Raw genomic sequence first — 24761 nt, forward strand, 5'->3', positions numbered from 1 at the left:
TGTGAAGTGGCCGCGGGGCCGCGGCCTGCGGCACGCTTGCCGGGTGGAGCTAGAGCGTGAATAAATATGCCGCCACCAGCGACATGACAGCCAGCAGGGCGAAACTGATGGGAATCCACCGGGCGGACTTTTGTTGGTAAAAGGTGTAGGCCCCGCCGATGAGCAGCCCGGCCAGTGCCATCAACAGCAGCGACCACATTAGTTGTCCGCCTTGGCCAGCGATCGCACCCAGTTGCGCAACAGCCGTGCTCCCGCGTCTCCGGACTTTTCCGGGTGGAACTGCGTGGCGCAAAGTGGCCCGTTTTCAATGGCGGCGATGAAGGGTGCACCGTGTTCGGACCAGGTCACCAGTGGCGGGCGCATCTTCGGCTGGAGGACTTCGAAGTCCCAGGCCTGCACCCCATAGGAATGCACGAAGTAGAAGCGTTCACTTTCAACGCCCTCAAACAGCATGGAGCCTTCGGCGGCTGTGACGGTGTTCCAGCCCATGTGCGGGACGACGTCGGCGGGCAGCAGCTCCACGGTTCCGGGCCACTCCCCCATGCCCTCCTCGTGAACGCCGTGCTCGACACCGGCGTCGAAGAGGACCTGCATGCCCACGCAGATGCCCAGGACAGCACGTCCGCCAGCGACGCGGCGCCCGATCATCCGCAGGGCGTCAACGTTTTTCAGTTCGGCCATGACTGAACCAAACGCACCGACACCCGGAACCACCAGCCCATCGGCGTTGAGGACGTCATCAGCCTTGGCACTGAGCGTCACAGCCGCACCGGCACGTTCCAGGGCCCGCACTGCCGAGCGCACATTGCCCGAACCGTAGTCAAGGACAGTGACAGTGGGCTGTGGTGGGGCTGGCTTCTCCGTCGCTCCGGAGCTCACAAAAGACCCTTCGTGGATGGAATCCCGGTCACCCGGGGGTCAGGTTCGACGGCCGAACGCAGCGCACGGGCAAAGGCCTTGAACTGCGCCTCGACGATGTGGTGCGGGTCCCGGCCGGCGATGAGCGTCATGTGCAGGCAGATTTGCGCGTGCAGCGTGATGGCTTCAAAGACGTGGCGGGTCAGGGAACCCGTGAAGTGGCCGCCGATAAGGTGGTATTCCTGGCCTGCGGGCTCGCCGCCGTGCACTAGGTAGGGACGGCCTGACAGGTCGACGACGGCGTTGGCCAGCGCCTCATCCAGCGGCACTGTGGCCTCGCCGAAGCGGCGGATGCCGGCCTTGTTGCCCAGCGCCTCCTTCAGCACCTCGCCAAGGGAGATCGCAACGTCTTCGACGGTGTGGTGCGCATCGATGTGGGTGTCGCCGGTGGCTTTGATGTTCATGTCGATCAGGGAGTGCTTGGACAGCGCCGTGAGCATGTGGTCATAGAACGGCACCGACGTGTCAATGGTTGACGTGCCGGTCCCGTCGAGGTTGATTTCAACCATGACGCTCGACTCACTTGTCGCCCGCTCCAAGCGGGCTGTTCGTCCCTGGCTGGGCGTGGTCTCAGTCATTGCAGCAGTCCTTTGATTTGTGTGCGCCATCCCGCGCCCGTGTGCAGGGCAGGGTTGGGCGCGCGGTCGATCCTCGGTGATTAACACCAGTTTAGAAGAAAAGGCAGGGGAAAGCCCAAACAGTCCCGCACCAGGGCTCTTTTCAACGCACGACGGCGTCAGGCAGCCGTGCCTTGGCCGGCGAGAAAGGTGCGCAGCCCGGTCAGGAACGCGCTGGTTTCAGCTTCCGTGCCGGCGGTGACGCGCAGGTGGCCGGGTATGCCGACGTCGCGAATCAGAACTCCCTGGGCCAGCAGCGCCTCCCACACCTCATGGGGGTTATCCAGCCCGCCAAAGAAGACGAAGTTGGAGTCTGACGGTGCGGGAGTCAGCCCCAGCGCCGTGAGTTCGGCGACAATGCGGTCGCGCTGGACCTTGATCTGCTCAACGTTGGCCAGCAGGGACGCTGAATTGCGCAGTGCAGCCACTGCTGTCGCCTGGGTGATGGCGGAGAGGTGGTACGGGAGCCTGACCAGGCGCAGCGCGTCGGCGACCTCGGGCGCCGCGGCCATGTATCCCAGCCGGGCGCCGGCCATGGCAAACGCCTTGCTCATGGTGCGTGAGACGACCAGGCGGGGGCGGCCCTCGAGCAGGTTCAACGCGCTGGGCGTGCCGGCGTGGGAGAACTCAGTATAGGCCTCATCCACGATGACGATGGCTTGCGAGGCTTCCCCTGCCTCGTAAACGGCCTGCACAACGTCCAGGCCAAGGGCCGTGCCGGTGGGGTTGTTCGGTGAGCACAAAAGAACGATGTTGGGGGCCTGCTCGCGAACCTGCTCAGCCGCCGATTCGGCGGACAGGCTGAAGTCCGGCGCCCGCACTCCGGCGATGTAACCGGTTCCGGTGCCGCTGGCCAGCAGCGGGTACATGGAGTAGGTGGGAGGGAAGCTCATGACGGTGCGGCCAGGACCGCCAAATGCCTGCAGCAGCTGCTGCAGAACTTCATTGGAACCGTTCGCCGCCCACAGGTTGTTTTCATCGAGCCCATGACCCAGGTAGGCAGCCAGCTCCTGGCGCAAGACGGTGAATTCCCTGTCAGGGTAGCGGTTCAGGCCGTCAAGCTCTGCCGCCACAGCCGTGAGGATGGCTTCCTTGGCGTCGGCCGGGACACCGAAGGTATTTTCATTGACGTTCAGGAGCACCGGCACGTCAATCTGCGGAGCACCGTATGGGTGCTGTCCGCGCAGATCGTCACGGAGCGGCAATTGGCCTAAGAGTTCAAACTGATCCATGGCACAAGCTTAATTGGCGACCGGACCAAATGCCGAAACGGCGACACCATGCGGACATCTTTGCGACAGGTGCGGGCACTCGCGGCACAGCCGGCGGGCGCTGCTGCAGCTCCCAGACTTTATCTGGGGCGTGGAACGTACAGGCGCTACTTGGGGAGGGGGACGTACAGGCGCTGGCCGGCCTGCAGGACTCCGCTGCCCAGCTCATTGAGCGCCACAATTTCACTGACAACGTCACGAATGTCGCCATGCGGGTTCGAAGCACTGGCAATGCTCCAGAGATTGTCGCCCGGCAGGACGGTGACTGACACGGCGTAGTCGGCCAGGTCCACGGCCGCGTACGCGGCGGAGGCCTGGGCCGGGGTGGCGATGGAGCCAAGCCCAATGGCCAGGGCGGCAAAGACCATTACGGCGGCCGTGAGGATGGCGGGGAGGCCAAGGAGCACCAGACGGCCGCGGCGGGTGAGCTGGAGCCTGGCCCGGCCACCATCATTCATGCCCGGGCCAGCCTGCGCCGAACCCAAAGGCACCGAACCGACTGGCGCCGTAACCGAACCGGACTGCATCCGTTCGGGCTTCGCGGAGTCGGGCCTGAACGCCCTGCCGCCGGCAGCGGCTTCGGTGGCCGGCTGAAAGCGCCACGGTCCCGTGCCGCCTGCCGCCGAGTCGTTTGTGTGCCTGCTGCTCAGGGTTGGTGCTGAGATAACCATTGCATTCATGATTTCTGGTCCTTTCGCCGTGGATCTAGATCCTTGGCCATCAACATCCGTCGGATCAAATTTCCATGCCTTATATCTTCGATAGAACGTATGTTCTAATTAGCTACTAGTACAGTTTTAGCACCTATGGACGACACTTGCCAAGGGCTGATAGAACAAATGTTTGAAATTGCTTCGTTTGTGGCTTAAACTTGTGAGACAAGGATTGGCCGCTAGATGCAGTCCACCAGCAGGCACTGACATTGTTCAGGGCAGCCACGAAAGGACCCGGGAACCATGGCGCTTCCAGAACCTCCGCACCGCATCCCCCAGGCGCCCAGCCGCGCCGGAATGAAGGGGCTGACAGTTCGGCAAAAGAAAATCCTTGAGTGCATCCAGCGCTCCATCGCCGACAAGGGCTACCCGCCCTCCATGCGTGAGATTGGTGATGCGGTGGGGCTTGCGAGCCTGTCAAGCGTCACGCACCAGCTGACGCAGCTGGAACGCCACGGCTATTTGCGCCGCGACCCCAAACGTCCCCGCGCCATGGAGGTCCTCATTCCGCTGGTGCTCGACAGCGGCCAGGTTGAGATCGAGGGTGTCAGTTCGCCCTCCAATCTGCGCAGTTCAAACGGCCTGAACTTTGCCGAACTCAGCAGTTCCTCGGACACGGCGTTCGTCCCGCTGGTCGGGCGCATCGCAGCCGGCGGGCCCATCCTGGCCGATCAGTCGGTCGATGACATCATGCCGCTGCCCCGGCAGATTGTGGGCAGCGGTGAACTGTTCATGCTCAGGGTTCAGGGCGATTCCATGATTGACGCAGCCATCTGTGACGGTGACTGGGTTGTGGTGCGCCAACAAAACACGGCCAACAACGGTGAAATCGTTGCTGCCCTCCTCGAAGACGAGGCGACAGTGAAGACGTTCCGGCAGCGCGACGGCCACACCTGGCTGCTGCCCCAGAACACCCGCTACGAACCCATCCTCGGCGACCACGCAACCATCATGGGCAAGGTTGTCTCGGTGCTTCGCAGTCTCTAGCACCACTCCTGCAGACAGTGCGGCGCCCCGGCCAAGTGGCCGGGGCGCCGCACTGTTCACTCTTGTTTTTGTTTGCGTGGCATCATCTCCCACATATTTCAGGATGCCGTTGGTGGGCGCATACCGTTGAGCCATGATTAATCTTGTGCCCGCGGGCCCCGCCGACATGGATGAAATCTCGGCGTTCCTTCGCACCGCCGATTTGACGCTCAGCGGCCTCGATTCACCGTCGGTGCACTTGTGGATCTCACGGGATGCCACAACAGGACGGATTTTCGCGTCAACTGGTTACGAAAGCAGCCACGACGGCAACCATGCGCTCATACGCAGCGTCGCCGTCGCTCCGGAACTGCGTGGAACAGGAATTGGGCTGGGGCTCGCTCAATTTGCCATGGACCGGGTCGTCGAAGCCGGCGCCGACCGGGCCTGGCTGTTTAGCCGCAGGTCGGGGCCGTTCTGGCAGAAAGCCGGGTTCACGTCTGCAGACACGAATGCTCTTGCGGTCGCCCTGGCCTCAACACACCAGGTTCAACTATTTACCGAAACCGGCCAGCTCGGACGCGAAGTCGCTTGGAGCCGGCAGTTGTGATGCAACGCCGGCACGACGCCTCATGGAGTGTTCCGTTACGGACATGAAGCCCGACGCGGGCTCCCTGTCGGCCGGGCGAGAACAGCGCCGGCACGATCGCTGCCGGCATCGCCTAAGCCGCACCCCAGACTCAGTGGATACATGCATTTACGGGGAATGAGGCCCAGCCCGGGGGTGCAGTCAGCGCGCTCCTTCTGCGCGGCGGCGTGTCTCCTCGGCGATCTCGATGAGACGCTCGATCACGGTGCGCGTGCTCACCCGTGCCCGCGCTTCGGGCCTTGTCAGGATTTCGATGTGCCGGCCAATGTCGAGCCCCTCGATCCGGCGCAGCACTACCTGCTCCCGAAAGTGGGGCGCCAGTCCTGTGTAGCGCGGCAGCAGGCCCACGGCGCGAGTCTCGGCGATAATGGCCGCCACCATGTTGAACTCATTGACCCGGTGCGTAATCTGGATCGGGGTGCCCGCGCCTGCAGACATTGCCTGGACGAGGAGTGGTTCGAGGGCAAATCCTTCGTGCGCCGCCACCCAGGTTTCTGCCGCTAGATCGGCCAGGCGCACCGTCCCATGTTTCGCCAGTGGATGGTCACGGTGAATGGCCAGGTCAATCGGTTCCTGCAGCACAGGCGTGGCGTGCACCCTGCGGGCGGGCCAGGGTTCGGACATCAGCGGACGGTGGGCGATCACGACGTCGTGGTCGCCCACCAAATCGACGAACTCGTTGACCGATACGTCCTCGTCCCTGCAATGCACCCTCGGCCCGTCGGGATCGTTGAGGCTTCTGGCGATAAGCTCCGGGAACCAGGCGAGACCGGCGCTGTGAAAAGCGGTGACTGAAACGAGTTCCTGTCGCGCCAGGAGATACCCTGTGACGGAGTTCTCTGCGCGTGCGAGGGCTTCCAGCACTTCACCTCCGGCATCGGCGAGCCGTTCGCCCGCCGGCGTGAGTATCAGCACTCGACCCCGCTGCTCGGTGAGGGGAATTGACACTCCCCGTTGCAGGGCTGCGAGTTGCTGGGACACCGCAGACGGAGAAAGGTGCAGGGCCTGTGCCACAGCAGTGACGGAGCCGCGGTCCCTGAGTTCGCGCAAGGTTCGAAGATGATGAACTTCCATGAAGCTCACCTTACGGGATATTGAAGATAGTGCCTGTTGTTCTGCACGGAGGGTTGTCAGTACGGTAAAAGCATGTCCTTCGCATCCCCCTCCACCCGTCGACTGCTCCCCGACGCCGTACTCCTGATCGTGGCAATATTGTGGGGCGGAAGCTATCTGGCGACTCAAGACCTGGCGGTGGCCTCATCCGCGGCTGCGGTGATGTGCGCTCGTTTCGTTCCCTCGGCGGCAATCCTGCTGCTGGCGCATTTCGCCCGGCCAAGAAATCGGCTCCGGGACTCGGCATTTCCCGGCATCCTGCTTGGAACCCTACGGGCGGCCACCATAGCGCTGGAAACCATCGGCGTCACTCTCACGAGTGCGACAAACGCCGGGCTCATCATCGCCCTGTCCATTCTGCTGACCCCGTTACTCGAGTCCGCTCTCACCAGGAGACGGCTCTCCCCTGCGTTGGTCGGAAGCATCCTGCTTGCCCTCCTCGGCATTGCGCTGCTCGTGGGTGGCAATGGTTTCTCCGGGGTCAACCTCGGCGATGGACTCATGCTTGGTGCTGCAGCAACACGGGCCCTGCTCGGTGTTGCCGAGGCATGCTTTACCGTCAACAAAAAAGCCAACGTGCTGGGGCTGACCACCGTCGAGATCACATTTGGCGCGGTCATATTCGCCGCCTGGGGCGGAAACTCACTGCTGGCGCATCTTCCGGGCTTCACTGTCGCGAATTGGCTCACTATTGCCTACCTGTGTCTGGGCTGCACGATCCTGGCGTTTCTTGGGCAGCTCTGGGCAACGAAGCACACCTCGGCGTCACGAGCAGGCATGCTTCTCGGCACCGAACCTGGCTGGGCCCTCCTCGTGGGAATGCTCCTTGCCGGAGACCGGATTGGCACGCTTGGCTACCTGGGGGCAGCGGTGCTTCTCGTGGCCACCTGGTGGGGGGCCCGTGCCGAACAGCGCTGGCGCGGGAGTGGCTTGCCACACCGGGAGATCACCGTAGCCGCGTCGGCCGTAACCGCGTTGCAAGGTGCGGCCGACGACTGAGCCCTGTTGGGCCGGTGACCAATGGCCGCGCGCGACCCGTCAGCTATTTGCCCGACAGCCTTGTCAGCGCCGACAAGGCCACCGCCCTGTCCTTGGTGGCCCAGAACGGCGGCAGGGCCGCCCGCAGGAAGCCGCCGTAGCTGGCGTTCGCCAGCCGGGAGTCAAGAACAGCCACCACTCCCCTGTCCTCACTGGACCGAATCAAGCGCCCCACACCCTGTGCCAGGCGCACAGCCGCATGCGTGGCCGAGATGGCGATAAAGCCGTCGCCCCCACTTTGCGCCACTGCCCTTGCCCTGGCCGTGACCAGCGGATCATCCGGGCGGGGAAAGGGAATCCTGTCAATGACGACAAGCCTGCAAGAGGCGCCCTGCACGTCAACGCCCTGCCACAGGGACATGGTGCCGAACAGGCAGGTGTCAGCTTCGTCGGCAAATTCCTTGATCAGCCCCGCCATGGATGAATCACCCTGGCACAGAATTTTCACCTTGAGCTTCTTGCGCAATTTCTCGGCCGCATCCTCCGCCGCCCGCCGCGAGGAGAACAATGCCAGCGTGCCTCCGCCGGCAGCCGTGATGAGCGCCGCCAGTTCATCCAGCTGTTCCGGTGACATCCCAAATCCCGGCTTTTGCAGGTGGGCTGCAACATACAACATGCCCTGCTTGGGGTAGTCAAAGGGCGAACCAACGTCCGCCCCTGTCCAATTGGGCGCACTGGGACCCAGCAGTCCCAGGCCTCCGGCAGTGGCCTGGAATGATTCGCCAATGGCCAGCGTGGCCGAGGTCAGCACGACTGTGCGGTCTGCAAACAAGCCTTCGCGCAGTTTCATCGCCACGCTCAGGGGCGCAATGTTGATGACAGCGGGTTCGTTCGGATCAGCCTTTTGGTAACCCTTGCCCGGTGTGAATGTGCCGGGCCGTGACGCCCACACAACTTCCCGCGCCTCGTTTGCCGCCAACAGGCGCTCACAGAGGTCGAAGATCAGGTTCAGGCGGGACCTGGCAATGGAACGTCCACCGTCAGCCGTGGCGCTGCCTTCCGGCTTTGAATCCGACAGCGCCGCCCGGACGGCGTCGCGCACCTGGCCGATGACCTGGCTTTGGGCATCATTGAGCCCGTTGGGCAGCAGCCCTTCAGGGGTTCCCGCGAAAACCAGGTCAAGGGCTGCTGCACTTGCGTGCAGCGCGTCCACCGAAACACCTGTGTGCTTGCGGGTGCTCGAGGCAGCCGCCTGGACCATCTGGACCGACAGCTGTCCGGTGACGGCACCTGTCACCCGGTCCTGGAGCTCATGGGCCTCGTCCACGACCACCAGGTCGTAATCGGGCAGGACGGCGATGCCTTCAAAGGCACTGATGGCCAGCATGGCGTGGTTGGTGACCACAATGTCCGCTTCGGCCCCTCGGGCGCGGGCCAGTTCGGAGAAGCATTCGGTGGCCAACGGGCACTTCTGTGCCCCCAGGCATTCCATGGACGTGACGGAAACCTGCCGCCATGCCTTGTCGGTGACGCCGGGAGCAAGTTCGTCCCTGTCCCCGGTTTTGGAGTCCTGTGCCCATTCGCGCAGCCGCACAACTTCCTTGCCCAGCTGGGACGTGGGACCGGAGCTTGCCCCCGGAAGGTGGGCGACGCTGGTGTCTTCGCCCAGGTTGAACAGGGCACCTTCCCCCGTGTCTTCGGTCGGGAAACCTCCACCCAATTTGTGTTTGCACACATAGTTGCTGCGCCCCTTGACCAGTGCCACGTCAATCGCACGCGGCAGCAACGGTGCCAGGGCAGCCAACAGCCTGGGTACGTCGCGGCCAACAATCTGGGCCTGCAGGGCCAGCGTTGCCGTGGCCACAATGGCCGGTTTGTCGCTCGTGAGGGCGTTGACGATCAACGGGATTAGGTAGGCAAGCGATTTTCCCGTTCCGGTGCCGGCCTGCACCAGCAGGTGGTCGCCGCTTTCAATGGCGGTGACCACCCGCCGGACCATCTCATGCTGCCCATCTCGGCGCTGGCCGCCCATGGATTCAACTGCCCGGTCCAAAAGATCCAGTGCCTGCTGTGACAATTCGCTCTCAGGCATGCTGGACAAAAGGTTCAACCTCGGCAGCCAGGTCCTCGCGGACGCGAACATTGGCCAGCGTTCCATGCTCACCGTGTTCGAGGCTGACAATCTCGGCGTCACTGCGGTGCAGCTTGTTCAGGACGTCGCCGCGATCGTAGGGAATCAACAGTGTCAAGGACACGCTTGGGTGCGGGATGCCTGCACTGATGGCTTCCAGCAATTCCTCGATGCCCTGGCCGGTTCGCGCGGAAACCACAACCGTGCGGGGTTCATGCTGGCGCAGCCGTTCAACCACGAACGGGTCCGCGATGTCGGCCTTGTTCAAGATGATGATTTCGGGGATTTGGAGCGCCCCGACTTCAGCGAACACCGTCCGCACCGCCGAGATCTGCCCCTCCGGATCGGGATGTGAGGCATCCACAATATGCAGGATCAGGTCTGCGTCGGCCACTTCTTCAAGCGTTGACCGGAATGCCTCAACCAATTGGGTTGGCAGTGAGCGCACGAATCCAACGGTGTCGACAAGGGTGTAGCCCAGTCCGTCCGAGGTTTCGGTTTTGCGCACAGTGGGGTCGAGGGTGGCGAACAGCGCATTCTCCACCAGTACACCGGCGTCGGTGAGGCGGTTCAGCAACGAGGATTTGCCGGCGTTGGTGTAGCCGGCGATGGCAACTGAGGGCACGCTGTTGCGCTTGCGGTTGGCGCGCTTGGTTTCCCGGGCCGGGCGCATGGCCGCAATTTCCCGGCGCAGTTTGGCCATCCGCGTACGGATTTTGCGCCTGTCCAGCTCCATCTTCGTTTCGCCGGGACCACGGGAACCAATGCCGCCGCCGGCGGCTCCCACCCGGCCACCGGCCTGGCGCGACATGGATTCGCCCCAGCCGCGCAGTCGTGGCAGGAGGTATTCCATCTGTGCCAGCTCAACCTGGGCACGGCCTTCGCGGGACTGGGCGTGCTGGGCAAAAATGTCCAGGATCAGCGCGGTGCGGTCAATGACCTTGACCTTGACCACTTCTTCCAGGGTGCGGCGCTGGGATGGTGCGAGGTCGCCGTCAATGATGACTGTGTCGGCACCGGTGGCGTACACAATTTCCTTGAGCTCCTGTGCCTTTCCCTGGCCCAGAAAGGTGGCGGGGTCGGGCTTGGCACGGCGCTGAACGAGCCCGTCCAGGACCTCCGAGCCGGCTGTTTCAGCCAGTGCGGCCAATTCCCGCAGCGAGTTCTCGGCGTCGGCCATGGTCCCCTGCGACCACAGACCGGCCAAAACCACACGTTCCAGGCGCAGCTGGCGGTATTCAACCTCGGAGACGTCTTCGAGTTCGGTGGACAGGCTGGCCCGGCGGCGCAGCGCGTTGCGCTCCGCAAGTTCGGACTGGTCGCCGTCAAATTGGCTGTGCTGGAAATTCAGGGACGAGACGGCCTGGGCATGCCCGGCCAGCGGCCGCACGGCAGGCGTTCCCTCATAGGGGTCCTGGGCTTCGCTTTCTTCGTCAGCACGCACGGCCCGGCTGGTGGCCGCGTCCTTGGCCAGGATGCGGTCAATCACGGCCTCGATCTCGGCCACTGACAACTCCTGGTCGGGCTGGCCGGAGCCCGGTGTTGTTCCGTTTCCGCCGTTTGTGGGCAGTTTGTTGTCGTCGGAACCATGGTGTGCAGATGCGTTGGACATGTTCTCCTTATAGGCGCTTACCCTCAATCGTAGTCCGGCCCGCCCACACGCACACCTTCCGCGACAATTTCCTGTGGACAAGTGCCCCGGGGCGTGGCCGTGCTTAGGCGCGCCTAGATACACAATGTGGCAAAACCACACTAATCTGGCATGACTATGGGTACTCAGGGTGCAGAGCACTATTTCAGTTCACAACCGTCCACGCCGATGAAGCGCCGGCCCCTCAGCGTGGTTTTGGCCGGCGCGGAGCGCCAGCTGCAGACAGCAGGGGGCATCTTCAGCCCGGACGGGGTCGACAAGGGCACCACCATCCTGCTCTCGGAGGCGCCGCCGCCGGCCACAGAGGGCAATCTGCTTGACATCGGCTGCGGCTGGGGGCCCGTGGCCCTGAGCCTGGCCCTGCGGTCCCCCGCCGCAACCGTGTACGCCGTGGACATCAACGAACGCTCCATTGAACTGACCCGGGAAAATGCCGCGGCGCTGGGACTGGACAACGTCCATGCGTCGACCCCGGAGGACGTTGATCCGGGGATTCGGTTCAACACCATCTGGTCAAACCCGCCGATCCGGGTGGGCAAGTCGGAGCTGCACTCCATCCTGCTCATGTGGCTGCCCCGCCTCGCCCACAACGGCAACGCCTACCTGGTGGTCCAAAAGAACCTTGGTTCGGACTCGCTGCAGCGCTGGTTGGCTGGCGCGCTTGGCGAGCAGTACCCGGAGGCCGGTTTCACGGTTGTCCGCGACTCCACGAACAAGGCGTTCAGGATTCTGAAGGTCACCCGCACCAACCCGTAGGCACGACGGCGACGCCCCGGCAGCCGCGGGCAGGCGCCGTACTGCGGACGGCCGGGGTTACACCAGCCCTTGGGCAACCACGCCGTCGGCGACGATCTCGGCCGGCCCGCTGAGCTCAACGTGTTCGCGTCCGTCGGGGCCGGGGATGAAACGCACCCCCACCACGCCCCCGGGAACTGCCACAGCCCAGTCGTCGGGGGCGTCGCTGCCGGCCCAAAAGCGGATGGCGGCAGCTGCGGCACACGCGCCGGTGCCGCACGACAGGGTCTCCCCCACCCCGCGTTCGTGGACGCGCATGCTGATGTGTCCGACGTCGTCCATCACCAGCGGCTCGGCCGGCACGGCAAACTCGACGTTGGTGCCGTGCGGCGGCGGCGGCGTAACCACGGGCGTCGTAAAGAGCTGCGTCCCGGCAAGTTCGGCCAGGTCCGCCAACGCCACGACGGTGTGGGGGTTGCCCATGCTGATGGACAGTGCCGGGCGCTCCACGGAAAGCCCGGCCGCGTCGACCAGCGAATCCATGCCCCGCCCCGCAGCTTCATCGGGGAAAATGAAGTCCCAGGGTCCCATGTCCACGCGGTAGCCGCCGGGGGTGCGCGACACGACCTTGATGCCGGCACGGGTGCCAACGGTGAGCGCCTCGCCGGGCTCCAGCGCCACGAGCCCCTGGGCCACGAGAAAGTGCACAAAAACCCGCACGCCGTTGCCGCACATTTCCGATCGCGAGCCGTCGGCATTGCTGTAGTCCATGAACCATTCGGCGCCGGGGTTTTCCGCCAGCAGGGCGGCACCCTCGGGCAGGTGCCGGGACCGGACGGCACGGATCAGCCCGTCGGCGCCGATGCCGCGGTGCCTGTCGCACAGCACGGCTGTTTGTTCCGGGGTCAGTTCGCGGGTGCCGTCGGGATCGGACACCAGCACAAAGTCGTTGCCGGTCCCGTGCCCCTTGGAGAAGCGCAGGCCTGTCAGTGGTGTTGCTGGCTCAGTCATGCATTAAGACTAGGGCACCAACCGCCCTGGCGCCGGACGGACGACGCCGGATGGCGGCTTAGCCGCCCTGCCCGCCCAATGCGGGCAGCCCGTCGGGTGCGTGCTGGCTGTCTTAGGCTTCATCCGCGGAGGCCACCAGGGCCGCTGCCGCGGAACCCAGCCCGGGCTGGGACCAGTCGAGCCACTGGACGCGCGGGTCCGCACGGAACCAGGTGAGCTGGCGTCGGGCAAACTGGCGGGTCGCCACGATGGTTTCCTCGCTGGCCCGGGCAACTGTGGACCCGCCGTCAATGACCCGCAGGAATTGTTGGTAGCCGAGGGCCTTGTGCGCCGTCCGGCCCTCCCGCAGCCCCTGGGGAACCAGGGCCGCAACCTCCTCAAGCAGGCCCTGGTCCACCATGCGATGCACGCGCCCCTCCAAGCGGTTATGAAGATCGGCCCTGTCGCCGTTCAGCCCAATCTGCACGGTAGGGGTGACGTAGCGGCGATCGGGCATGAAGGAGCTGAAGGGCCTGCCGGTGAGTGCATGGACTTCAAGGGCCCGCACCACGCGCTTGCCGTCGTTGATGCGGGCGGCGGACACGGCGTCCACCTCCGTCAGGCGGGCCAGCATCGCGGGCAGCCCGTCCCGTTCAAGTTCCGCCTCAAGGGTGGCCCGGAGCTGCTGATCGGTGCCCGGGAATTCAAGGACGTCCACGGCCGCCCTGAGGTAGAGGCCGGAGCCGCCCACCAGGATGGGCAGCCTGCCACGGGAGCGGATGTCGGCAATGGCCGTCCGGGCCAGTTGCTGAAAGGTTGCCACGGTGGTGTCCTCGCGGACCGAAAGGAAGTCCATGAGGTGGTGCGGGATGCCGCGGCGTTCGGAAACGGGCAGCTTGGCCGTTCCAATGTCCATGCCGAGATAAAACTGCATGGAGTCCGCGTTGACGGCCTCGCCGTCGAAACGTTCGGCCAGCTGGAGGGCCAGCTCGGATTTCCCCGATCCGGTGGGCCCGACAATGGCCACAAGCGGCAACTCACGTCCCGACAGCTCAGCGTCCGAAGCCGCTGCGGGGGTTGCGCTCATGCGGTGCGGACCGGAAGCGACGGCATGCCGAGGCTGACCTTCGGCCGGGCGCCGTCGGACGTTCCAGTGGTGGGCACGCCGCACGACTCGGCCTGGGCCAGGTCCCAGGCATCGCCGGCGCGGGAGCGGCGCAGCTGGTAATCAGCTGTGGTGGGGTCTGCAACGAGGTGGAAGGACGCGGCCTCCGTGATGGTGACAGTGACAAGGTCGCCGGGGCGGGGGGCCTCGGCGCCGTCGGGGACGCTGAAGTGGACCAGGCGCTGGTCTTGTGAACGGCCGGAGAGCCGGCTCGTTGCGGCAGCCTTGCGTCCTGACTGGGCCGTGACCATGACCTCAACACTGGTGCCCACCTGCTTGGCGTTCTCCTCGGCGGCGATGCGGTCCTGCAGTGCTGTCAGTCGCAGGAACCGCTCCTGGACCACTTCCTTGGGCAGCTGGTCGGGCAGGTCCGCGGCGGGTGTGCCGGGGCGCTTGGAGTATTGGAACGTGAAGGCGGTGGCGAAGCGGGACTTTTCAACGACGTCGAGCGTGGCCTGGAAGTCCTCCTCGGTTTCGCCGGGGAAGCCGACAATGATGTCGGTGGAGATGGCGGCGTGCGGCATCTGCTCGCGCACCTTGTCCAGGATGCCCAGGAATTTCGCAGAGCGGTAGGAGCGGCGCATGTCCTTGAGCACCTTGTCGGAGCCGGACTGCAGCGGCATGTGCAGCTGGGGCATGACGTTGGGAGTCTCGGCCATGGCGGCGATGACGTCGTCGGTGAAGGCGGCCGGGTGCGGGCTCGTGAAGCGCACGCGCTCCAGGCCCGTGATGTCACCGCAGGCGCGCAGCAGCTTGCCGAACGCAAGGCGGTCGCCGAACTCAACACCGTAGGAGTTCACGTTCTGGCCCAGCAGGGTCACTTCGATGGCGCCGTCGTCCACGAGTGCCTGGATTTCGGCCAGGATCTCCCCGGGGCGGCGGTCGCGTTCCTTGCCTCGCAGTGAGGGCACGATGCAGAAAGTGCAGGTGTTGTTGCAACCCACGGAGATGCTGACCCAGCCGGAGTAGACGGCGTCACGCTTGGTGGGGAGCGTGGACGGGAACACGTCAAGTGATTCCAGGATTTCCATCTGCGCGTCGGCGTTGTGGCGGGCGCGTTCCAGCAGGACCGGCAGGGCGCCCACGTTGTGGGTGCCAAAGACGACGTCGACCCAGGGTGCACGCTTTTGGATGGTGTCGCGGTCTTTTTGCGCCAGGCAGCCGCCGACGGCGATCTGCATGCCGGGGTTGCTCTCCTTGACGTGGGCGAGCATGCCCAGGTTGCCGTACAGCTTGTTGTCGGCGTTCTCGCGGACGGCGCAGGTGTTGAAGACGACGACGTCGGCGCTGGGGCCCACGGGCTGCCCGTGCCCGTCAACCTCGCCTGTGGCATTGGAATCATCGAAGGCGACCATGCCCGCGGTTTCCAGGAGCCCGGCCATGCGCTCCGAGTCGTGGACGTTCATTTGGCAGCCGTAGGTGCGCACCTGGTAGGTGCGGGGCTGGCCGGCTGGGCTTGCTGCGGTTGCGGACGTATCGACGCTGTCTTGGATCAGGCTCACCGTACCAGCTTAAGACCTGCCGCCAAGTATCAGCTAAACGGCCTTCGCCAAGGCCACGGTGGAGGCGCTCACGCGCCAAAGTGCAGGGCCCGGTGGGAAGCGCTCATGGGCTGACGCGCACACGAGCGGGGCGTGGACGTCCGGACATGGGGAGGAGGTGAGGCTTTTAATACCAGCCGATGGCTTCGGAGTGGTCCCAGGCACCGCAGGGTGAGCCGTAGCGGTCCTGGATGTAGCCCAGGCCCCAGTCAACCTGGGTGTGGTAATTCGTGAGCCAGTCGGAGCCGGTGACGGCATATTGGCTCGGCGGCAGGGCCTGCGCGATCCCATAGGCCCCGCTAATGGGGTTCGTGGCATTGGTGCGCCAATTTGATTCACGTTCCCACAGCTGGACCAGGCATTGGAACTGGTCCTGCCCCCAGCCATGTCCGGCCAACCGTGTCGAGGCGTAGGCCTGCGCCCCTGCCGGATCGTTGACTGCGCCACCGGGAATGTTCGGCAGCAGCACGTCAATTGGTATGTAGCCGTCATCCGGGTCCGGATCCACCGGTGCCGACGGCGCCACCGGGGCAACAGGGTTTGGTGCCGGGGCCGGGGCCGGAGCTGGGTTCACCACGGGGTTCGGAGCCGGGTTTGCGGCTGGTTGCTGGGGTGCCGGTTTCAGCCGTTCAGCCTCGACACGCTGCCGCTCGGCCTCCGCGCGGCGGGCCGCCTCCGCCGCGGCCGCCTGGCGTTTTGCTTCCTGGGCCTCGTTGTAGGCGGCAAGTTCAAGCTGCCCCTGCCGGTATTCCTGTTCCTTGGCGACAGTGGTGTTGTTCAGGGATGCCAGCTGCGCCACCAGGGTGGTGCTCTGTGTTTTTTTCGTGTCAAGTTGTTTGGTCACGGCGCGCTGGGCGGCAACGGCTGCGTCACGGGAATTGGACGCTGCGGCTGTGAGTTCCTTTTGGGCCGCCTCGGCACCCTTTCGAGTCTCTTCAAGGGCGCTTGCCGCTGCCTGGGCCTCATTGGCCCTCGCCTGCTTGATGGCGGCCCGCTCACCGACTTGGTGAAGCATGTCAACACCGTTGAGGCTTTCGGGTGATTCCAGGGCGGACATAGTGGCGAACAGTCCCAGTCCGGTCCCGCCGCTTTTGTAGCTTTGCACGGCAACGGCAACGGCATCTTTTTTGTACTTCTCGGCTTGTTCGGCCGCACGGGCAGCCTGGGCCCCCAGGACACCGACCTCGGCGGTGGCAGCATCAAGTTGGCGCTGCGTCAGGGCAAAATCGGCTCCGGCCTTGACGGCGGCAGTGCCCAGCACTCCCGCTTCAGCTTCCAGGGAGTCCAGCATGTGCGACACCTTGGAGACCTCAACGGCTGTGGCGGCTGCATCGCCCTTGGCTTGTTCAACATCGGCCCAGCTGGGGAACCCCGACGGCGGGGCGTCCTCGGCCTGGGCCGGCACGGCTGTGACGGCGGAGGCAAGCAGAAAACCGGCCGCCACTGAGACGGCAAGCAGGCGGCGTAGTTTTGGCTGGTGCTTACTCATATGCCGCTAGCATAGCCGCTTCACGCTGGTTGCTGCCGAAATACTTGTCATGTTGTCCCTGCCGTCGCGCAGTTGCGGCCTGCGCGCTGCGCCGGCGCGGACGCGGGCTGCCTAGTCTTCCTGCCGGCTCTCGTCGATGACCTCGCCAACGATCTGGAAGGCAAGGGAGGGGTTGAATCCCTTTCTGGCCAGCATCGCCACCCAGCGGCGGGTGTATTTGTCCCGCTCCGCCGCTTCGTCCAGGTCCATGGACGGCCGGACCTTGCGCCGGACAAGTTCCATGGCCTGCCCGCGCTCGGTGTCGTCATCAATTTGTGCCAGGGCTTCCTGTGCCAGGTCCGGGGCGATCCCCTTCTCCGTCAGTTCACGTTGCAGGGCTCCCCTGGCCAGTGACTTGTGCATCGACCTGCTGCGCACCCACATGTCGGCAAATTCGGCGTCGTCAATGAGTTTGACAGCTTCAAAGCGGTCAAGCACAGCCTCCGCCACATCCTCGGGGATGTGGCGTTCGGCAAGCTTTTGGCTGAGCTGGAACCTACTTTTAGGCGAGTGTGTCAGCTGGCGCAGCACAATTGCCCTGGCCACCGATGCCGGGTTGGCTTCAGGTTCCAGTTCCGGTGCCGGACGTGCGTTGTTCATGGGGCGCCCTAGAAGCCGTCAACAGCCTTGAGCTTGGGTTCGGTTTCATCCTCAGTTTCAGCAATGACACCGACACCCAGCTTTGCCTTGATGAGACGCTCCAGTTCATCTGCCAGTTCCGGATTGTCCTTCAGGAAACGCCGTGAGTTCTCCATCCCCTGTCCCAGTTGGTCACCGTCATAGGTGTACCAGGAACCGGACTTGCGGATAATGCCGTGCTCGACACCCATGTCGATGATTCCGCCTTCACGCGAAATGCCCACGCCATAGATGATGTCGAACTCGGCGATCTTGAACGGTGGTGCCATCTTGTTCTTGACAACCTTGACCTTGGTGCGGTTGCCAACGGCGTCGGCACCCTCTTTCAGGGTCTGGATGCGCCGAATGTCAAGGCGGATGGACGCATAGAACTTCAGCGCCTTGCCACCGGTGGTCGTTTCGGGACTGCCGAAGAACACACCGATTTTCTCTCGGAGCTGGTTGATGAAGATGGCCGTCGTCTTCGTCTGGCTCAGGCGCCCGGTGATCTTGCGCAGGGCCTGGCTCATGAGACGGGCCTGGAGGCCCACGTGGCTGTCGCCCATGTCGCCTTCGATTTCGGCACGGGGCACAAGGGCCGCCACGGAGTCAATGACAATGACGTCCAGGGAGCCCGAACCAATCAGCATGTCCATGATTTCCAGGGCCTGCTCACCGGTGTCCGGCTGGGACACCAGGAGCGCGTCGGTGTCGACACCGAGTTTGGCCGCGTATTCCGGGTCCAGTGCGTGTTCGGCATCAATGAAGGCTGCAATGCCGCCAAGCTTCTGCGCACTGGCAACAGCGTGCAGGGCCAGCGTGGTCTTACCGGAGGACTCCGGTCCGTAGATCTCCACGACGCGTCCGCGCGGCAGTCCGCCAATGCCCAGGGCCACATCCAAGGCGATGGAGCCGGTGGGGATCACTTCAATGGGTGCCCGGACATCGTCACCCAGGCGCATGACTGAGCCCTTGCCGTATTGCTTGTCAATCTGGGCCAGTGCTGCTGCCAGCGCTTTTTCACGGTCTGCGGGAGCGGCCATGATTCACCTCGGTCTTTCCGTTGCGCCGTTTCCGGCCCCGGGCGGCTGCGCTGGTGGCGCAGTGCCCGATTAGTGGTCTGATGCATTGCTCGTGCAATTTTTTGTTCTTGACCGGTTTCCCGGCATCCTGCTGATGGAACGGACCTGCAGGTTTTCCTCGTCACTTAAAACGCTAGTTCAAGGGTCTGACATTGTCTGCGGCCACCACGCCCCAACCCGGAAATTGTGGAGAACTTTCTGGCTCTCCACGGCCCAGCACAGTAACCATTATAGTTTTGATCGAATAGATATTCGAACATCTAACGCTTGATTGACGGCGTGTCGTTGTTGCACACGGCCAAAGTCACGTTTTCGGGCCGCCCCGTCTAATTTTTCGGGGCAATGTCCCTGCCCAGCCAGCGCGACGGCGGGACATCCTGGATCTTGCACACCTCAAGCCAAATGTCCCGTGGCTCAAAGCCGGCACGCAGGGCGTCGCTTGCGGTGTTTCCGCCCACGCCGCTGAGCACCAGGTCGCGGGCCAGCACCCGGGAATAGGAGGGGCTGAACTCATCGTCCATCAATCGCCAAAATTCGCTTACTCGCACTCCACCATTCTCGCATGCCCGCGCCCGGGGCGAATCGCCCGGCGGCGGGCCCGTCACGAGCCCTGCCTGACGCCTGGAATTGCACCATGACTCCCGCATCCGCGCCGCCGGTGGCTGTAAACGAGGCAACAATTGCGGCCTTGGAAGACCTTGACACACAGCTGAGCCTGCTGTCGCGCCGCGCCCGCGCCATCAACTTTCAACTTTCAACTCACCAGGAGCGTCCATCCGGACCTGGAACCGGCGGCTTACGGACCGTTGTCCGTGCTGCTCAACCAGGGCGGGATGCGTTTGACCGAGCGTGCCAGCCGGGTTGGTGTGGGCAAGCCATCGGTCAGCCGGCAGATCACCCTGCTGGCAAGCCTGGGGTTGGTGGACAGGGAAGGCGACCCGGCGGACCGGCGCGCCCAGCTCATTGAGCTGACTGCGGCCGGCCGGGCAAAGATGGAGTCGATTCACGCCGGCAGGCAGGCAGCTTTTAATGCCCGTTTTAATGTCCGGTTGCAGGATTGGGATGAGGACGAAGTGGCATCCCTTGCGACGCTGGTGGCCAAGCTCAACGCCGCCTACATCCGTTAATCATCCAGGAGCGCCCCCACAGCGAAGCCAGGCCCAGCCGGGACGCACCGGGCACTGTGTAAAGGGCGACGGGCATTGGGCACCGGGCAAACCAAAAAACTGGACCCCTCCCGAGGGAGGGGTCCAGCCTGGTTTAGGGGGTGGCCCCGCAATCCGGGGCAACCTAGTTTAGAAAGCGCTGGACATTAAGCCCTTGTTCAGTTCGTCGGAGAGTTCCTCGTTCAGGTCCCTGCCATAGCGGGCGGAGAATTCCTGGGGAACGGTGTCCGGGACAGCCACGCCTTCGGCCATGGCCAAACGGTCACTCACTTCACGCAGCATGAGTGACAACGGCACTTCCAGTGCGGAACAGATTGAGGCCAGCAATTCCGAGGACGCTTCCTTTTGTCCTCGTTCAACTTCACTCAAATAGCCCAGTGAGACACGTGCATTGTGCGAGACTTCGCGGAGTGTGCGGCCCTGGCGTTGACGCACATCTCGCAGAACATCACCAATCTCGTGGCGTAATACCACCATTTTGCGCTCCTTCTGCTGATGCGGTTTCTCGTCTGCCAAACCCACATCCCGCCAGCGCACTACGCCGTTTACGGATACGGGTTGTTTCACCATCGGTATCGCCTTACTCCTAGATCAATCATTCACTTTGGGTGCACCTTCCGGAGGTTCCCGGAGGGTGCTGTGCCCGCTTGATGTTCCCATCCTAAAGGGAATGGAACCATTTTGCGTTCACTATGACTAACTATCCGGTCACAACTTTTGTTCCCCGGCAGCTTTAATGACTTGTTCAAGCAGCGAAATGGCCTCCTGCGTTGCCTGCACCCGGATCATTTCCCTGTCCCCGCCAAAATGGTATTCGTAGGATTGGGCTTCCCCGTCAAGCGCCACACCAATGTACACATGGCCGACTTCCTTTCCCTGGTGGGGTTCCGGCCCGGCCACACCTGTGGTGGAGATGCCCACGCGGGAGCCGGCGGCCGCGCAGGCTCCCAGTGCCATGGCTGCGGCAACCTCCGGGTCGACCGCCCCGCGGCTTTCCAGCAGCGCCGGCGAAACGCCCAGAAGGCGTTCCTTAAGCTCGTTTTGGTAGGCGATGACACCACCTTGCAACATGCCGGAGGCGCCAGGCACCTGGATCAGCGTGGCCGCCACCATTCCGCCGGTCAGTGACTCGGCGGTGGCAACCGTGATGTTTGCCGCCACGGCCGACGCAACGAGCGCGGCCAGTCCTGTATCAGTCAGCATCCGCTACTCCGGTTCCGTGGGGTTGCCGGCGGGGGTGGCGCCCGGATCGGTGCCGTGACCCTGGCGGGCGCTGCGGCCGGCCGCACGCAGCTGCCATGCCTTCACCAGGTAGTCCCCGCCTGTCACCACTGTCACTGCCAGTGCGGCAAGCATGACGACCAGGGCAATAATTGACAGCCAGGAATTGGCGGGGGTCACCGGCAGCAGGTACACAAAGATCGCCACCGTCTGCATGACTGTCTTGAGCTTGCCGCCCTTGGATGCGGCCATCACGCCATAGCGAATCACGACAAAGCGCAGCAGGGTGATGCCAATTTCACGCACGAGCATCACGATGGTGACCCACCACCACAGCTCCCCCACAGCCGAGAGCATGACAAGCGCCGAACCTATCAGCAGCTTGTCGGCAATGGGGTCTGCGATCTTGCCAAAGCTGGTGATGAGCCCGCGCGCCCGGGCAATGTCGCCGTCGAGCTTGTCGGTGTAAATGGCAACCACAAACAACACCACAGCCAGCCATCGCAGGGGGCCGTACTCACCGCCGTCGGCAACGAACGACCAGATGAAGAATGGCACCAGCACAATGCGCAACATCGTCAAGGCGTTGGGCAGGTTCCAATTCGAAGGGCGCGGCGCCACCGTTTCACTCACAGTGCAAGGCTATCGGCAAAGTGGCTGACGGCGGCATTTCGCGCCGGTCCGTCCGCTAGCGTCCCGTCAATGACCATGCGTCGTCGCCGTCCCCGTTGTCGCCATCGTTGCCGTCGTTGTACTCGACGGCCTGCGGACGGTTGGCCAGGTCATCAGCCACGAGGTCGCCGCCCCAGCCATGGTTGGCATTCGCGTTCTCGGCAAGTGCTGCCGCCATCGGGTCCACGGCCGGAATCGGCGCGCCGCCAGGTTCGAGGGCGGTGCCGCCTGCCACGGGACCGTCACCGCGGATGGCGGCGAGGGTATCGGCGAGGTCGTCAGGCTTGACCATGACGTCGCGGGCCTTGGAACCCTCCGAGGGTCCCACGACGCCGCGGGATTCGAGCAGGTCCATGAGCCGGCCGGCCTTGGCGAAGCCGACGCGAAGCTTGCGCTGCAGCATGGACGTCGAGCCGAACTGTGTGGTGACGACGAGTTCGGTGGCCTGCAGCAGGAGGTCCATGTCGTCTCCAATGTCGTCCTCGATGACCTTCTTCGGTGCCTCGACGGCGACGTCGTCACGGTAGGTGGCCGTGAGCTGGCCCTTGACATGGTCCACGACGGCCTTGATTTCTGCTTCCGTGACCCAGGCGCCCTGCACACGGACGGGTTTTGACTTGCCCATGGGCAGGAACAGGGCGTCACCCTGGCCCAACAGTTTCTCGGCACCGGGCTGGTCGAGGACCACGCGGGAGTCGGTGACGGAGGAGGTGGCGAACGCCATGCGGGAGGGCACGTTGGCTTTGATCAGGCCGGTGACCACGTCCACTGACGGACGCTGGGTGGCCAGCACCAGGTGGATGCCGGCGGCACGCGCCAACTGCGTGATGCGCACAATGGAATCTTCCACATCGCGCGGGGCGACCATCATGAGGTCGGCGAGCTCATCCACAATCACCAACAGGTACGGGTAGGGCCGCACAATTCGCTTGGAGTCCACCGGCGGATGGACGTTGCCGGCCTTGACCGCCTTGTTGAACTCGTCAATGTGCTTGAATCCGTAATTGGCCAGATCGTCATAACGCTGGTCCATCTCCCGAACAACCCACTGCAGCGCTTCGGCTGCCTTCTTGGGATTGGTGATGATGGGGGTGATCAGGTGCGGCACGCCTTCATAGGCCGTCAATTCAACGCGCTTGGGGTCAACCATCACCATGCGCACCTCATCAGGGGTGGCCCGCATCAGGATGGAGACAATCATGGAGTTCACAAACGAGGACTTGCCGGCACCCGTGGCACCGGCCACGAGCAGGTGTGGCATCTTGGCGAGGTTGGCGACAACGAAACCGCCCTCGACGTCCTTGCCCACGCCCATGACCATGGGGTGTTCGGTGCGCCGGGCGTTGGCCGAGCGCAGCACGTCACCAAGAACCACAATTTCCTTGTCGGCGTTGGGAATCTCGATGCCGATGGCGCTCTTGCCCGGGATGGGGCTCAAAATGCGTACGTCCGAGGAGGCGACGGCGTAGGAGATGTTCTTGCTCAGCGCCGTCACGCGCTCAACCTTGGTGCCCGGGGCAAGCTCAATCTCGTACCTGGTCACTGTGGGGCCACGGCTGAAGCCGGTGACCTTGGCATCGACATTGAACTGCTGCATGGTGTCGGTCAGCGCGGCCACGACGGTGTCGTTGGCGGCCGTGGCATCCTTGCCCGGGGGGCCCGCCGGCAGGTATTCGGAATCCGGCAGCGTGTACGTGACGTCTCCGGAAAGCTGGAGTTGTTCCGAGCGGGCGGGGATCGGCGTCGGCGGGATCAAGGGCGGGGCCGGAATGGTGTGCGCCACGGCGGCGTCGACGTCGAACGCACCTGTGGCGGCATTCCCCACGGTGCTCCGAGCAGCGTTCGCGGCCACAACACCGATCGCCTCGGTGACAGGCTCGGTGTCCTGCTGGCCGTCAAAGACATCGCTGCTGGTGGGCAGTCCCTGCCTGGCCTTGATCTTGTCCGCTGCCAGCTCATCCCTGGTTGGCCTGCGAACCCCGGGCCGCACGGATGCCGCGCCCGACCCCGAAACCTGGCCTTCGTCGTCGTCCGGTTCGATGAGCGGCGTGGCGAACGCTTCCGTCCCCACCACGTCATCGAATTCCTCTTCGCGTGCAGCCTTCTGGCGCGAACGCAGGCTGCGCGGCTTCTTCGCCTTCCCGCCGTCGGCGTACAGGTAGCTCTGGTCGTGGCCGTTGGCGTCCAGCTCACGTGAAGTGCCGGGGTCCGTGCCCATCAACTTTTCATACACGCCACGCAGGCGGGCAGGAATGTGGCGCACGGGGGTGTTGGTCAGGACGAGCACGCTGGCGAACGCGACGATGGAGTAGAAGATGATGGCTGTGATGTGTCCCAAATAGGCCACGCTGCCGCCGGCCACCACACCCACCATGCCGCCGGCCGCGCTGATGCCCTCAAAGCCGTCGGAGACGCTGGGGTTGCCGCCCGCGACGTGCGCGAGGGCGCAGCCGGCCAGTGTCAGGATGGAAAAGCCCAGGGCGACCCGGTTGTTGGTTGGCATGTTGCTTGGCTGCCTGAACACCAGCACGGAGAAAATCAAGAACATCGGCGGCAGCAGCACCGCGAACCAGCCAAAGGTGCCCTGCACGACCCCCTGCACAGCATCGGCAACCGAACCCGTCAGGCCCCACCATTCAAAGGTGGCAATGATGACGGCAAGCAAAATGAACAGCAGCCCGGAGCCGTCGCGGCGTTCGTGGGCCGGCATGTCGCTCTTGTCGGTGCCCATGCGGCGGATGGCGCCGCCGATCAGGTGGCCCAGGCCCTGCCAGAATCCAACCACGATGCGCACAGGCCACACCAAATGCACCTCCGGCTCGGGAGCGGAAGGTTTGCTGCGTGTCACCGGCGTCTTTGTGGTCTTCGCGGTGCGCGATGAAGCGCCACCCTTCTGACCGGCGGACGAACGGGCGGGGGAAGAACGAGTCGCCATGGTTCAACGGTACCGCCCGCGGCGCGGAATCTGGCGGATTTCGGCGCTGAATGACGCGTGGTGGCAGGCACACGGACGCACCCGCAGGTCCCGACGGGACG

At 64.1% G+C, this 24761-nt stretch carries 24 protein-coding genes; 5 read left to right on the forward strand and 19 right to left on the reverse strand.

Annotated features, from left to right (window positions below; genetic code table 11):
• Positions 1-49: 49 nt before the first annotated feature.
• The 5 genes from AC1L6K_RS15790 to AC1L6K_RS15810 form a co-directional block, all read right to left on the reverse strand.
• The gene (locus tag AC1L6K_RS15790; RefSeq protein ID WP_480949795.1) at positions 50-199 is read right to left on the reverse strand and encodes a hypothetical protein; all 150 of its coding nucleotides are present in this window, start codon (positions 197-199) and stop codon (positions 50-52) included.
• Positions 199-879, reverse strand: a complete 681-nt coding sequence (hisH, locus tag AC1L6K_RS15795) for an imidazole glycerol phosphate synthase subunit HisH (protein WP_480949796.1) — start codon at positions 877-879, stop codon at positions 199-201. The genes AC1L6K_RS15790 and hisH overlap by 1 nt, the downstream gene beginning before the upstream one ends.
• The gene (hisB, locus tag AC1L6K_RS15800; RefSeq protein ID WP_480949797.1) at positions 876-1496 is read right to left on the reverse strand and encodes an imidazoleglycerol-phosphate dehydratase HisB; all 621 of its coding nucleotides are present in this window, start codon (positions 1494-1496) and stop codon (positions 876-878) included. The genes hisH and hisB overlap by 4 nt, the downstream gene beginning before the upstream one ends.
• Before the next feature lie 158 nt (positions 1497-1654).
• A complete protein-coding gene (locus tag AC1L6K_RS15805; protein WP_480949798.1) occupies positions 1655-2767 on the reverse strand; it encodes a histidinol-phosphate transaminase in 1113 nt (370 codons plus the stop codon).
• Positions 2768-2913: 146 nt separating this feature from the next.
• Positions 2914-3486 (reverse strand): LysM peptidoglycan-binding domain-containing protein, encoded by a 573-nt coding sequence (locus tag AC1L6K_RS15810; protein WP_480949799.1) that lies wholly within the window; start codon positions 3484-3486, stop codon positions 2914-2916.
• A gap of 276 nt (positions 3487-3762) precedes the next feature.
• Between AC1L6K_RS15810 and lexA the strand changes: the two genes are divergently transcribed.
• Both lexA and AC1L6K_RS15820 read left to right on the forward strand, forming a co-directional pair.
• A complete protein-coding gene (lexA, locus tag AC1L6K_RS15815; RefSeq protein WP_480949800.1) occupies positions 3763-4506 on the forward strand; it encodes a transcriptional repressor LexA in 744 nt (247 codons plus the stop codon).
• Between the two features lie 133 nt (positions 4507-4639).
• Positions 4640-5095: a GNAT family N-acetyltransferase gene (locus AC1L6K_RS15820; RefSeq protein ID WP_480949801.1), complete on the forward strand. Its 456-nt coding sequence runs from the start codon at positions 4640-4642 to the stop codon at positions 5093-5095.
• A 180-nt stretch (positions 5096-5275) separates the two neighbouring features.
• On the opposite strand, the gene AC1L6K_RS15825 is transcribed toward AC1L6K_RS15820, so the two are convergent.
• Positions 5276-6208 carry a LysR family transcriptional regulator gene (locus AC1L6K_RS15825; RefSeq protein WP_480949802.1) on the reverse strand — a complete coding sequence of 311 codons (933 nt, stop codon included), beginning with the start codon at positions 6206-6208 and terminating at the stop codon, positions 5276-5278.
• Positions 6209-6280: 72 nt separating this feature from the next.
• Here AC1L6K_RS15825 and AC1L6K_RS15830 point away from each other — a divergent pair, with 72 nt between their 5' ends.
• On the forward strand, positions 6281-7246 hold the full coding sequence (locus tag AC1L6K_RS15830; protein WP_480949803.1) for a DMT family transporter: 966 nt from the start codon (positions 6281-6283) through the stop codon (positions 7244-7246).
• A gap of 43 nt (positions 7247-7289) precedes the next feature.
• Here AC1L6K_RS15830 and AC1L6K_RS15835 read toward each other — a convergent pair whose 3' ends face one another.
• Together AC1L6K_RS15835 and hflX are read right to left on the reverse strand one after the other, a co-directional pair.
• Positions 7290-9317, reverse strand: coding sequence for an ATP-dependent DNA helicase (locus AC1L6K_RS15835; RefSeq protein WP_480949804.1), 2028 nt, complete (start codon positions 9315-9317; stop codon positions 7290-7292).
• Positions 9310-10968 (reverse strand): GTPase HflX, encoded by a 1659-nt coding sequence (hflX, locus tag AC1L6K_RS15840; RefSeq protein WP_480949805.1) that lies wholly within the window; start codon positions 10966-10968, stop codon positions 9310-9312. Before hflX ends, AC1L6K_RS15835 begins: the two co-directional genes overlap by 8 nt.
• A 150-nt stretch (positions 10969-11118) precedes the next feature.
• On the opposite strand from hflX, the gene AC1L6K_RS15845 reads away from it, so the two are divergent.
• Complete coding sequence (locus AC1L6K_RS15845) at positions 11119-11763, forward strand: class I SAM-dependent methyltransferase (protein ID WP_480949806.1); 645 nt, start codon at positions 11119-11121, stop codon at positions 11761-11763.
• A 57-nt stretch (positions 11764-11820) separates the two neighbouring features.
• On the opposite strand, the gene dapF is transcribed toward AC1L6K_RS15845, so the two are convergent.
• From dapF to AC1L6K_RS15880, 7 genes are all read right to left on the reverse strand, one after another.
• Positions 11821-12753: a diaminopimelate epimerase gene (dapF, locus tag AC1L6K_RS15850; RefSeq protein WP_480949807.1), complete on the reverse strand. Its 933-nt coding sequence runs from the start codon at positions 12751-12753 to the stop codon at positions 11821-11823.
• 112 nt (positions 12754-12865) lie between these two features.
• Entirely contained in the window at positions 12866-13819 is a 954-nt protein-coding gene (miaA, locus tag AC1L6K_RS15855) for a tRNA (adenosine(37)-N6)-dimethylallyltransferase MiaA (RefSeq protein WP_480949808.1), read from the reverse strand.
• Positions 13816-15303, reverse strand: coding sequence for a tRNA (N6-isopentenyl adenosine(37)-C2)-methylthiotransferase MiaB (miaB, locus tag AC1L6K_RS15860; RefSeq protein ID WP_480952791.1), 1488 nt, complete (start codon positions 15301-15303; stop codon positions 13816-13818). The genes miaA and miaB overlap by 4 nt, the downstream gene beginning before the upstream one ends.
• 262 nt (positions 15304-15565) lie before the next feature.
• Complete coding sequence (locus tag AC1L6K_RS15865) at positions 15566-16927, reverse strand: aggregation-promoting factor C-terminal-like domain-containing protein (protein WP_480949809.1); 1362 nt, start codon at positions 16925-16927, stop codon at positions 15566-15568.
• Between the two features lie 111 nt (positions 16928-17038).
• On the reverse strand, positions 17039-17566 hold the full coding sequence (locus AC1L6K_RS15870) for a regulatory protein RecX (RefSeq protein WP_480949810.1): 528 nt from the start codon (positions 17564-17566) through the stop codon (positions 17039-17041).
• An 8-nt stretch (positions 17567-17574) separates the two neighbouring features.
• On the reverse strand, positions 17575-18627 hold the full coding sequence (gene recA / locus AC1L6K_RS15875) for a recombinase RecA (RefSeq protein ID WP_480949811.1): 1053 nt from the start codon (positions 18625-18627) through the stop codon (positions 17575-17577).
• Positions 18628-18992: 365 nt separating this feature from the next.
• The gene (locus AC1L6K_RS15880) at positions 18993-19214 is read right to left on the reverse strand and encodes a DUF3046 domain-containing protein (RefSeq protein WP_480949812.1); all 222 of its coding nucleotides are present in this window, start codon (positions 19212-19214) and stop codon (positions 18993-18995) included.
• Positions 19215-19499: 285 nt separating this feature from the next.
• Between AC1L6K_RS15880 and AC1L6K_RS15885 the strand changes: the two genes are divergently transcribed.
• Entirely contained in the window at positions 19500-19793 is a 294-nt protein-coding gene (locus tag AC1L6K_RS15885; RefSeq protein WP_480949813.1) for a MarR family winged helix-turn-helix transcriptional regulator, read from the forward strand.
• 168 nt (positions 19794-19961) lie between these two features.
• Here the strand turns inward: AC1L6K_RS15885 and AC1L6K_RS15890 are convergent, their stop codons facing one another.
• From AC1L6K_RS15890 to AC1L6K_RS15905, 4 genes are all read right to left on the reverse strand, one after another.
• Positions 19962-20402, reverse strand: coding sequence for a helix-turn-helix domain-containing protein (locus tag AC1L6K_RS15890; RefSeq protein WP_480949814.1), 441 nt, complete (start codon positions 20400-20402; stop codon positions 19962-19964).
• A gap of 138 nt (positions 20403-20540) precedes the next feature.
• On the reverse strand, positions 20541-21035 hold the full coding sequence (locus AC1L6K_RS15895; protein ID WP_480949815.1) for a CinA family protein: 495 nt from the start codon (positions 21033-21035) through the stop codon (positions 20541-20543).
• Positions 21036-21038: 3 nt separating this feature from the next.
• Positions 21039-21686 (reverse strand): CDP-diacylglycerol--glycerol-3-phosphate 3-phosphatidyltransferase, encoded by a 648-nt coding sequence (gene pgsA, locus AC1L6K_RS15900; RefSeq protein WP_480949816.1) that lies wholly within the window; start codon positions 21684-21686, stop codon positions 21039-21041.
• A 55-nt stretch (positions 21687-21741) separates the two neighbouring features.
• A complete protein-coding gene (locus AC1L6K_RS15905; protein ID WP_480949817.1) occupies positions 21742-24660 on the reverse strand; it encodes an FtsK/SpoIIIE family DNA translocase in 2919 nt (972 codons plus the stop codon).
• Positions 24661-24761 lie beyond the last annotated feature (101 nt).

It is taken from the genome of Specibacter sp. BI4, from assembly GCF_056680095.1.

Excerpts from the sequence above, each read along its gene's own strand:
- lexA (WP_480949800.1), top strand. The coding sequence starts at position 3,763 with ATGGCGCTTCCAGAACCTCCGCACCGCATCCCCCAGGCGCCCAGCCGC.
- hflX (WP_480949805.1), bottom strand. The coding sequence starts at position 10,968 with ATGTCCAACGCATCTGCACACCATGGTTCCGACGACAACAAACTGCCC.
- AC1L6K_RS15790 (WP_480949795.1), bottom strand. The coding sequence starts at position 199 with ATGTGGTCGCTGCTGTTGATGGCACTGGCCGGGCTGCTCATCGGCGGG.
- AC1L6K_RS15820 (WP_480949801.1), top strand. The coding sequence starts at position 4,640 with ATGATTAATCTTGTGCCCGCGGGCCCCGCCGACATGGATGAAATCTCG.
- AC1L6K_RS15810 (WP_480949799.1), bottom strand. The coding sequence starts at position 3,486 with ATGAATGCAATGGTTATCTCAGCACCAACCCTGAGCAGCAGGCACACA.
- AC1L6K_RS15890 (WP_480949814.1), bottom strand. The coding sequence starts at position 20,402 with ATGGTGAAACAACCCGTATCCGTAAACGGCGTAGTGCGCTGGCGGGAT.
- AC1L6K_RS15885 (WP_480949813.1), top strand. The coding sequence starts at position 19,500 with ATGCGTTTGACCGAGCGTGCCAGCCGGGTTGGTGTGGGCAAGCCATCG.
- AC1L6K_RS15905 (WP_480949817.1), bottom strand. The coding sequence starts at position 24,660 with ATGGCGACTCGTTCTTCCCCCGCCCGTTCGTCCGCCGGTCAGAAGGGT.
- AC1L6K_RS15895 (WP_480949815.1), bottom strand. The coding sequence starts at position 21,035 with ATGCTGACTGATACAGGACTGGCCGCGCTCGTTGCGTCGGCCGTGGCG.
- dapF (WP_480949807.1), bottom strand. The coding sequence starts at position 12,753 with ATGACTGAGCCAGCAACACCACTGACAGGCCTGCGCTTCTCCAAGGGG.
- recA (WP_480949811.1), bottom strand. The coding sequence starts at position 18,627 with ATGGCCGCTCCCGCAGACCGTGAAAAAGCGCTGGCAGCAGCACTGGCC.
- AC1L6K_RS15835 (WP_480949804.1), bottom strand. The coding sequence starts at position 9,317 with ATGCCTGAGAGCGAATTGTCACAGCAGGCACTGGATCTTTTGGACCGG.
- AC1L6K_RS15830 (WP_480949803.1), top strand. The coding sequence starts at position 6,281 with ATGTCCTTCGCATCCCCCTCCACCCGTCGACTGCTCCCCGACGCCGTA.
- miaB (WP_480952791.1), bottom strand. The coding sequence starts at position 15,303 with ATGAACGTCCACGACTCGGAGCGCATGGCCGGGCTCCTGGAAACCGCG.
- hisB (WP_480949797.1), bottom strand. The coding sequence starts at position 1,496 with ATGACTGAGACCACGCCCAGCCAGGGACGAACAGCCCGCTTGGAGCGG.
- AC1L6K_RS15805 (WP_480949798.1), bottom strand. The coding sequence starts at position 2,767 with ATGGATCAGTTTGAACTCTTAGGCCAATTGCCGCTCCGTGACGATCTG.
- AC1L6K_RS15865 (WP_480949809.1), bottom strand. The coding sequence starts at position 16,927 with ATGAGTAAGCACCAGCCAAAACTACGCCGCCTGCTTGCCGTCTCAGTG.
- AC1L6K_RS15870 (WP_480949810.1), bottom strand. The coding sequence starts at position 17,566 with ATGAACAACGCACGTCCGGCACCGGAACTGGAACCTGAAGCCAACCCG.
- miaA (WP_480949808.1), bottom strand. The coding sequence starts at position 13,819 with ATGAGCGCAACCCCCGCAGCGGCTTCGGACGCTGAGCTGTCGGGACGT.
- AC1L6K_RS15845 (WP_480949806.1), top strand. The coding sequence starts at position 11,119 with ATGACTATGGGTACTCAGGGTGCAGAGCACTATTTCAGTTCACAACCG.
- AC1L6K_RS15825 (WP_480949802.1), bottom strand. The coding sequence starts at position 6,208 with ATGGAAGTTCATCATCTTCGAACCTTGCGCGAACTCAGGGACCGCGGC.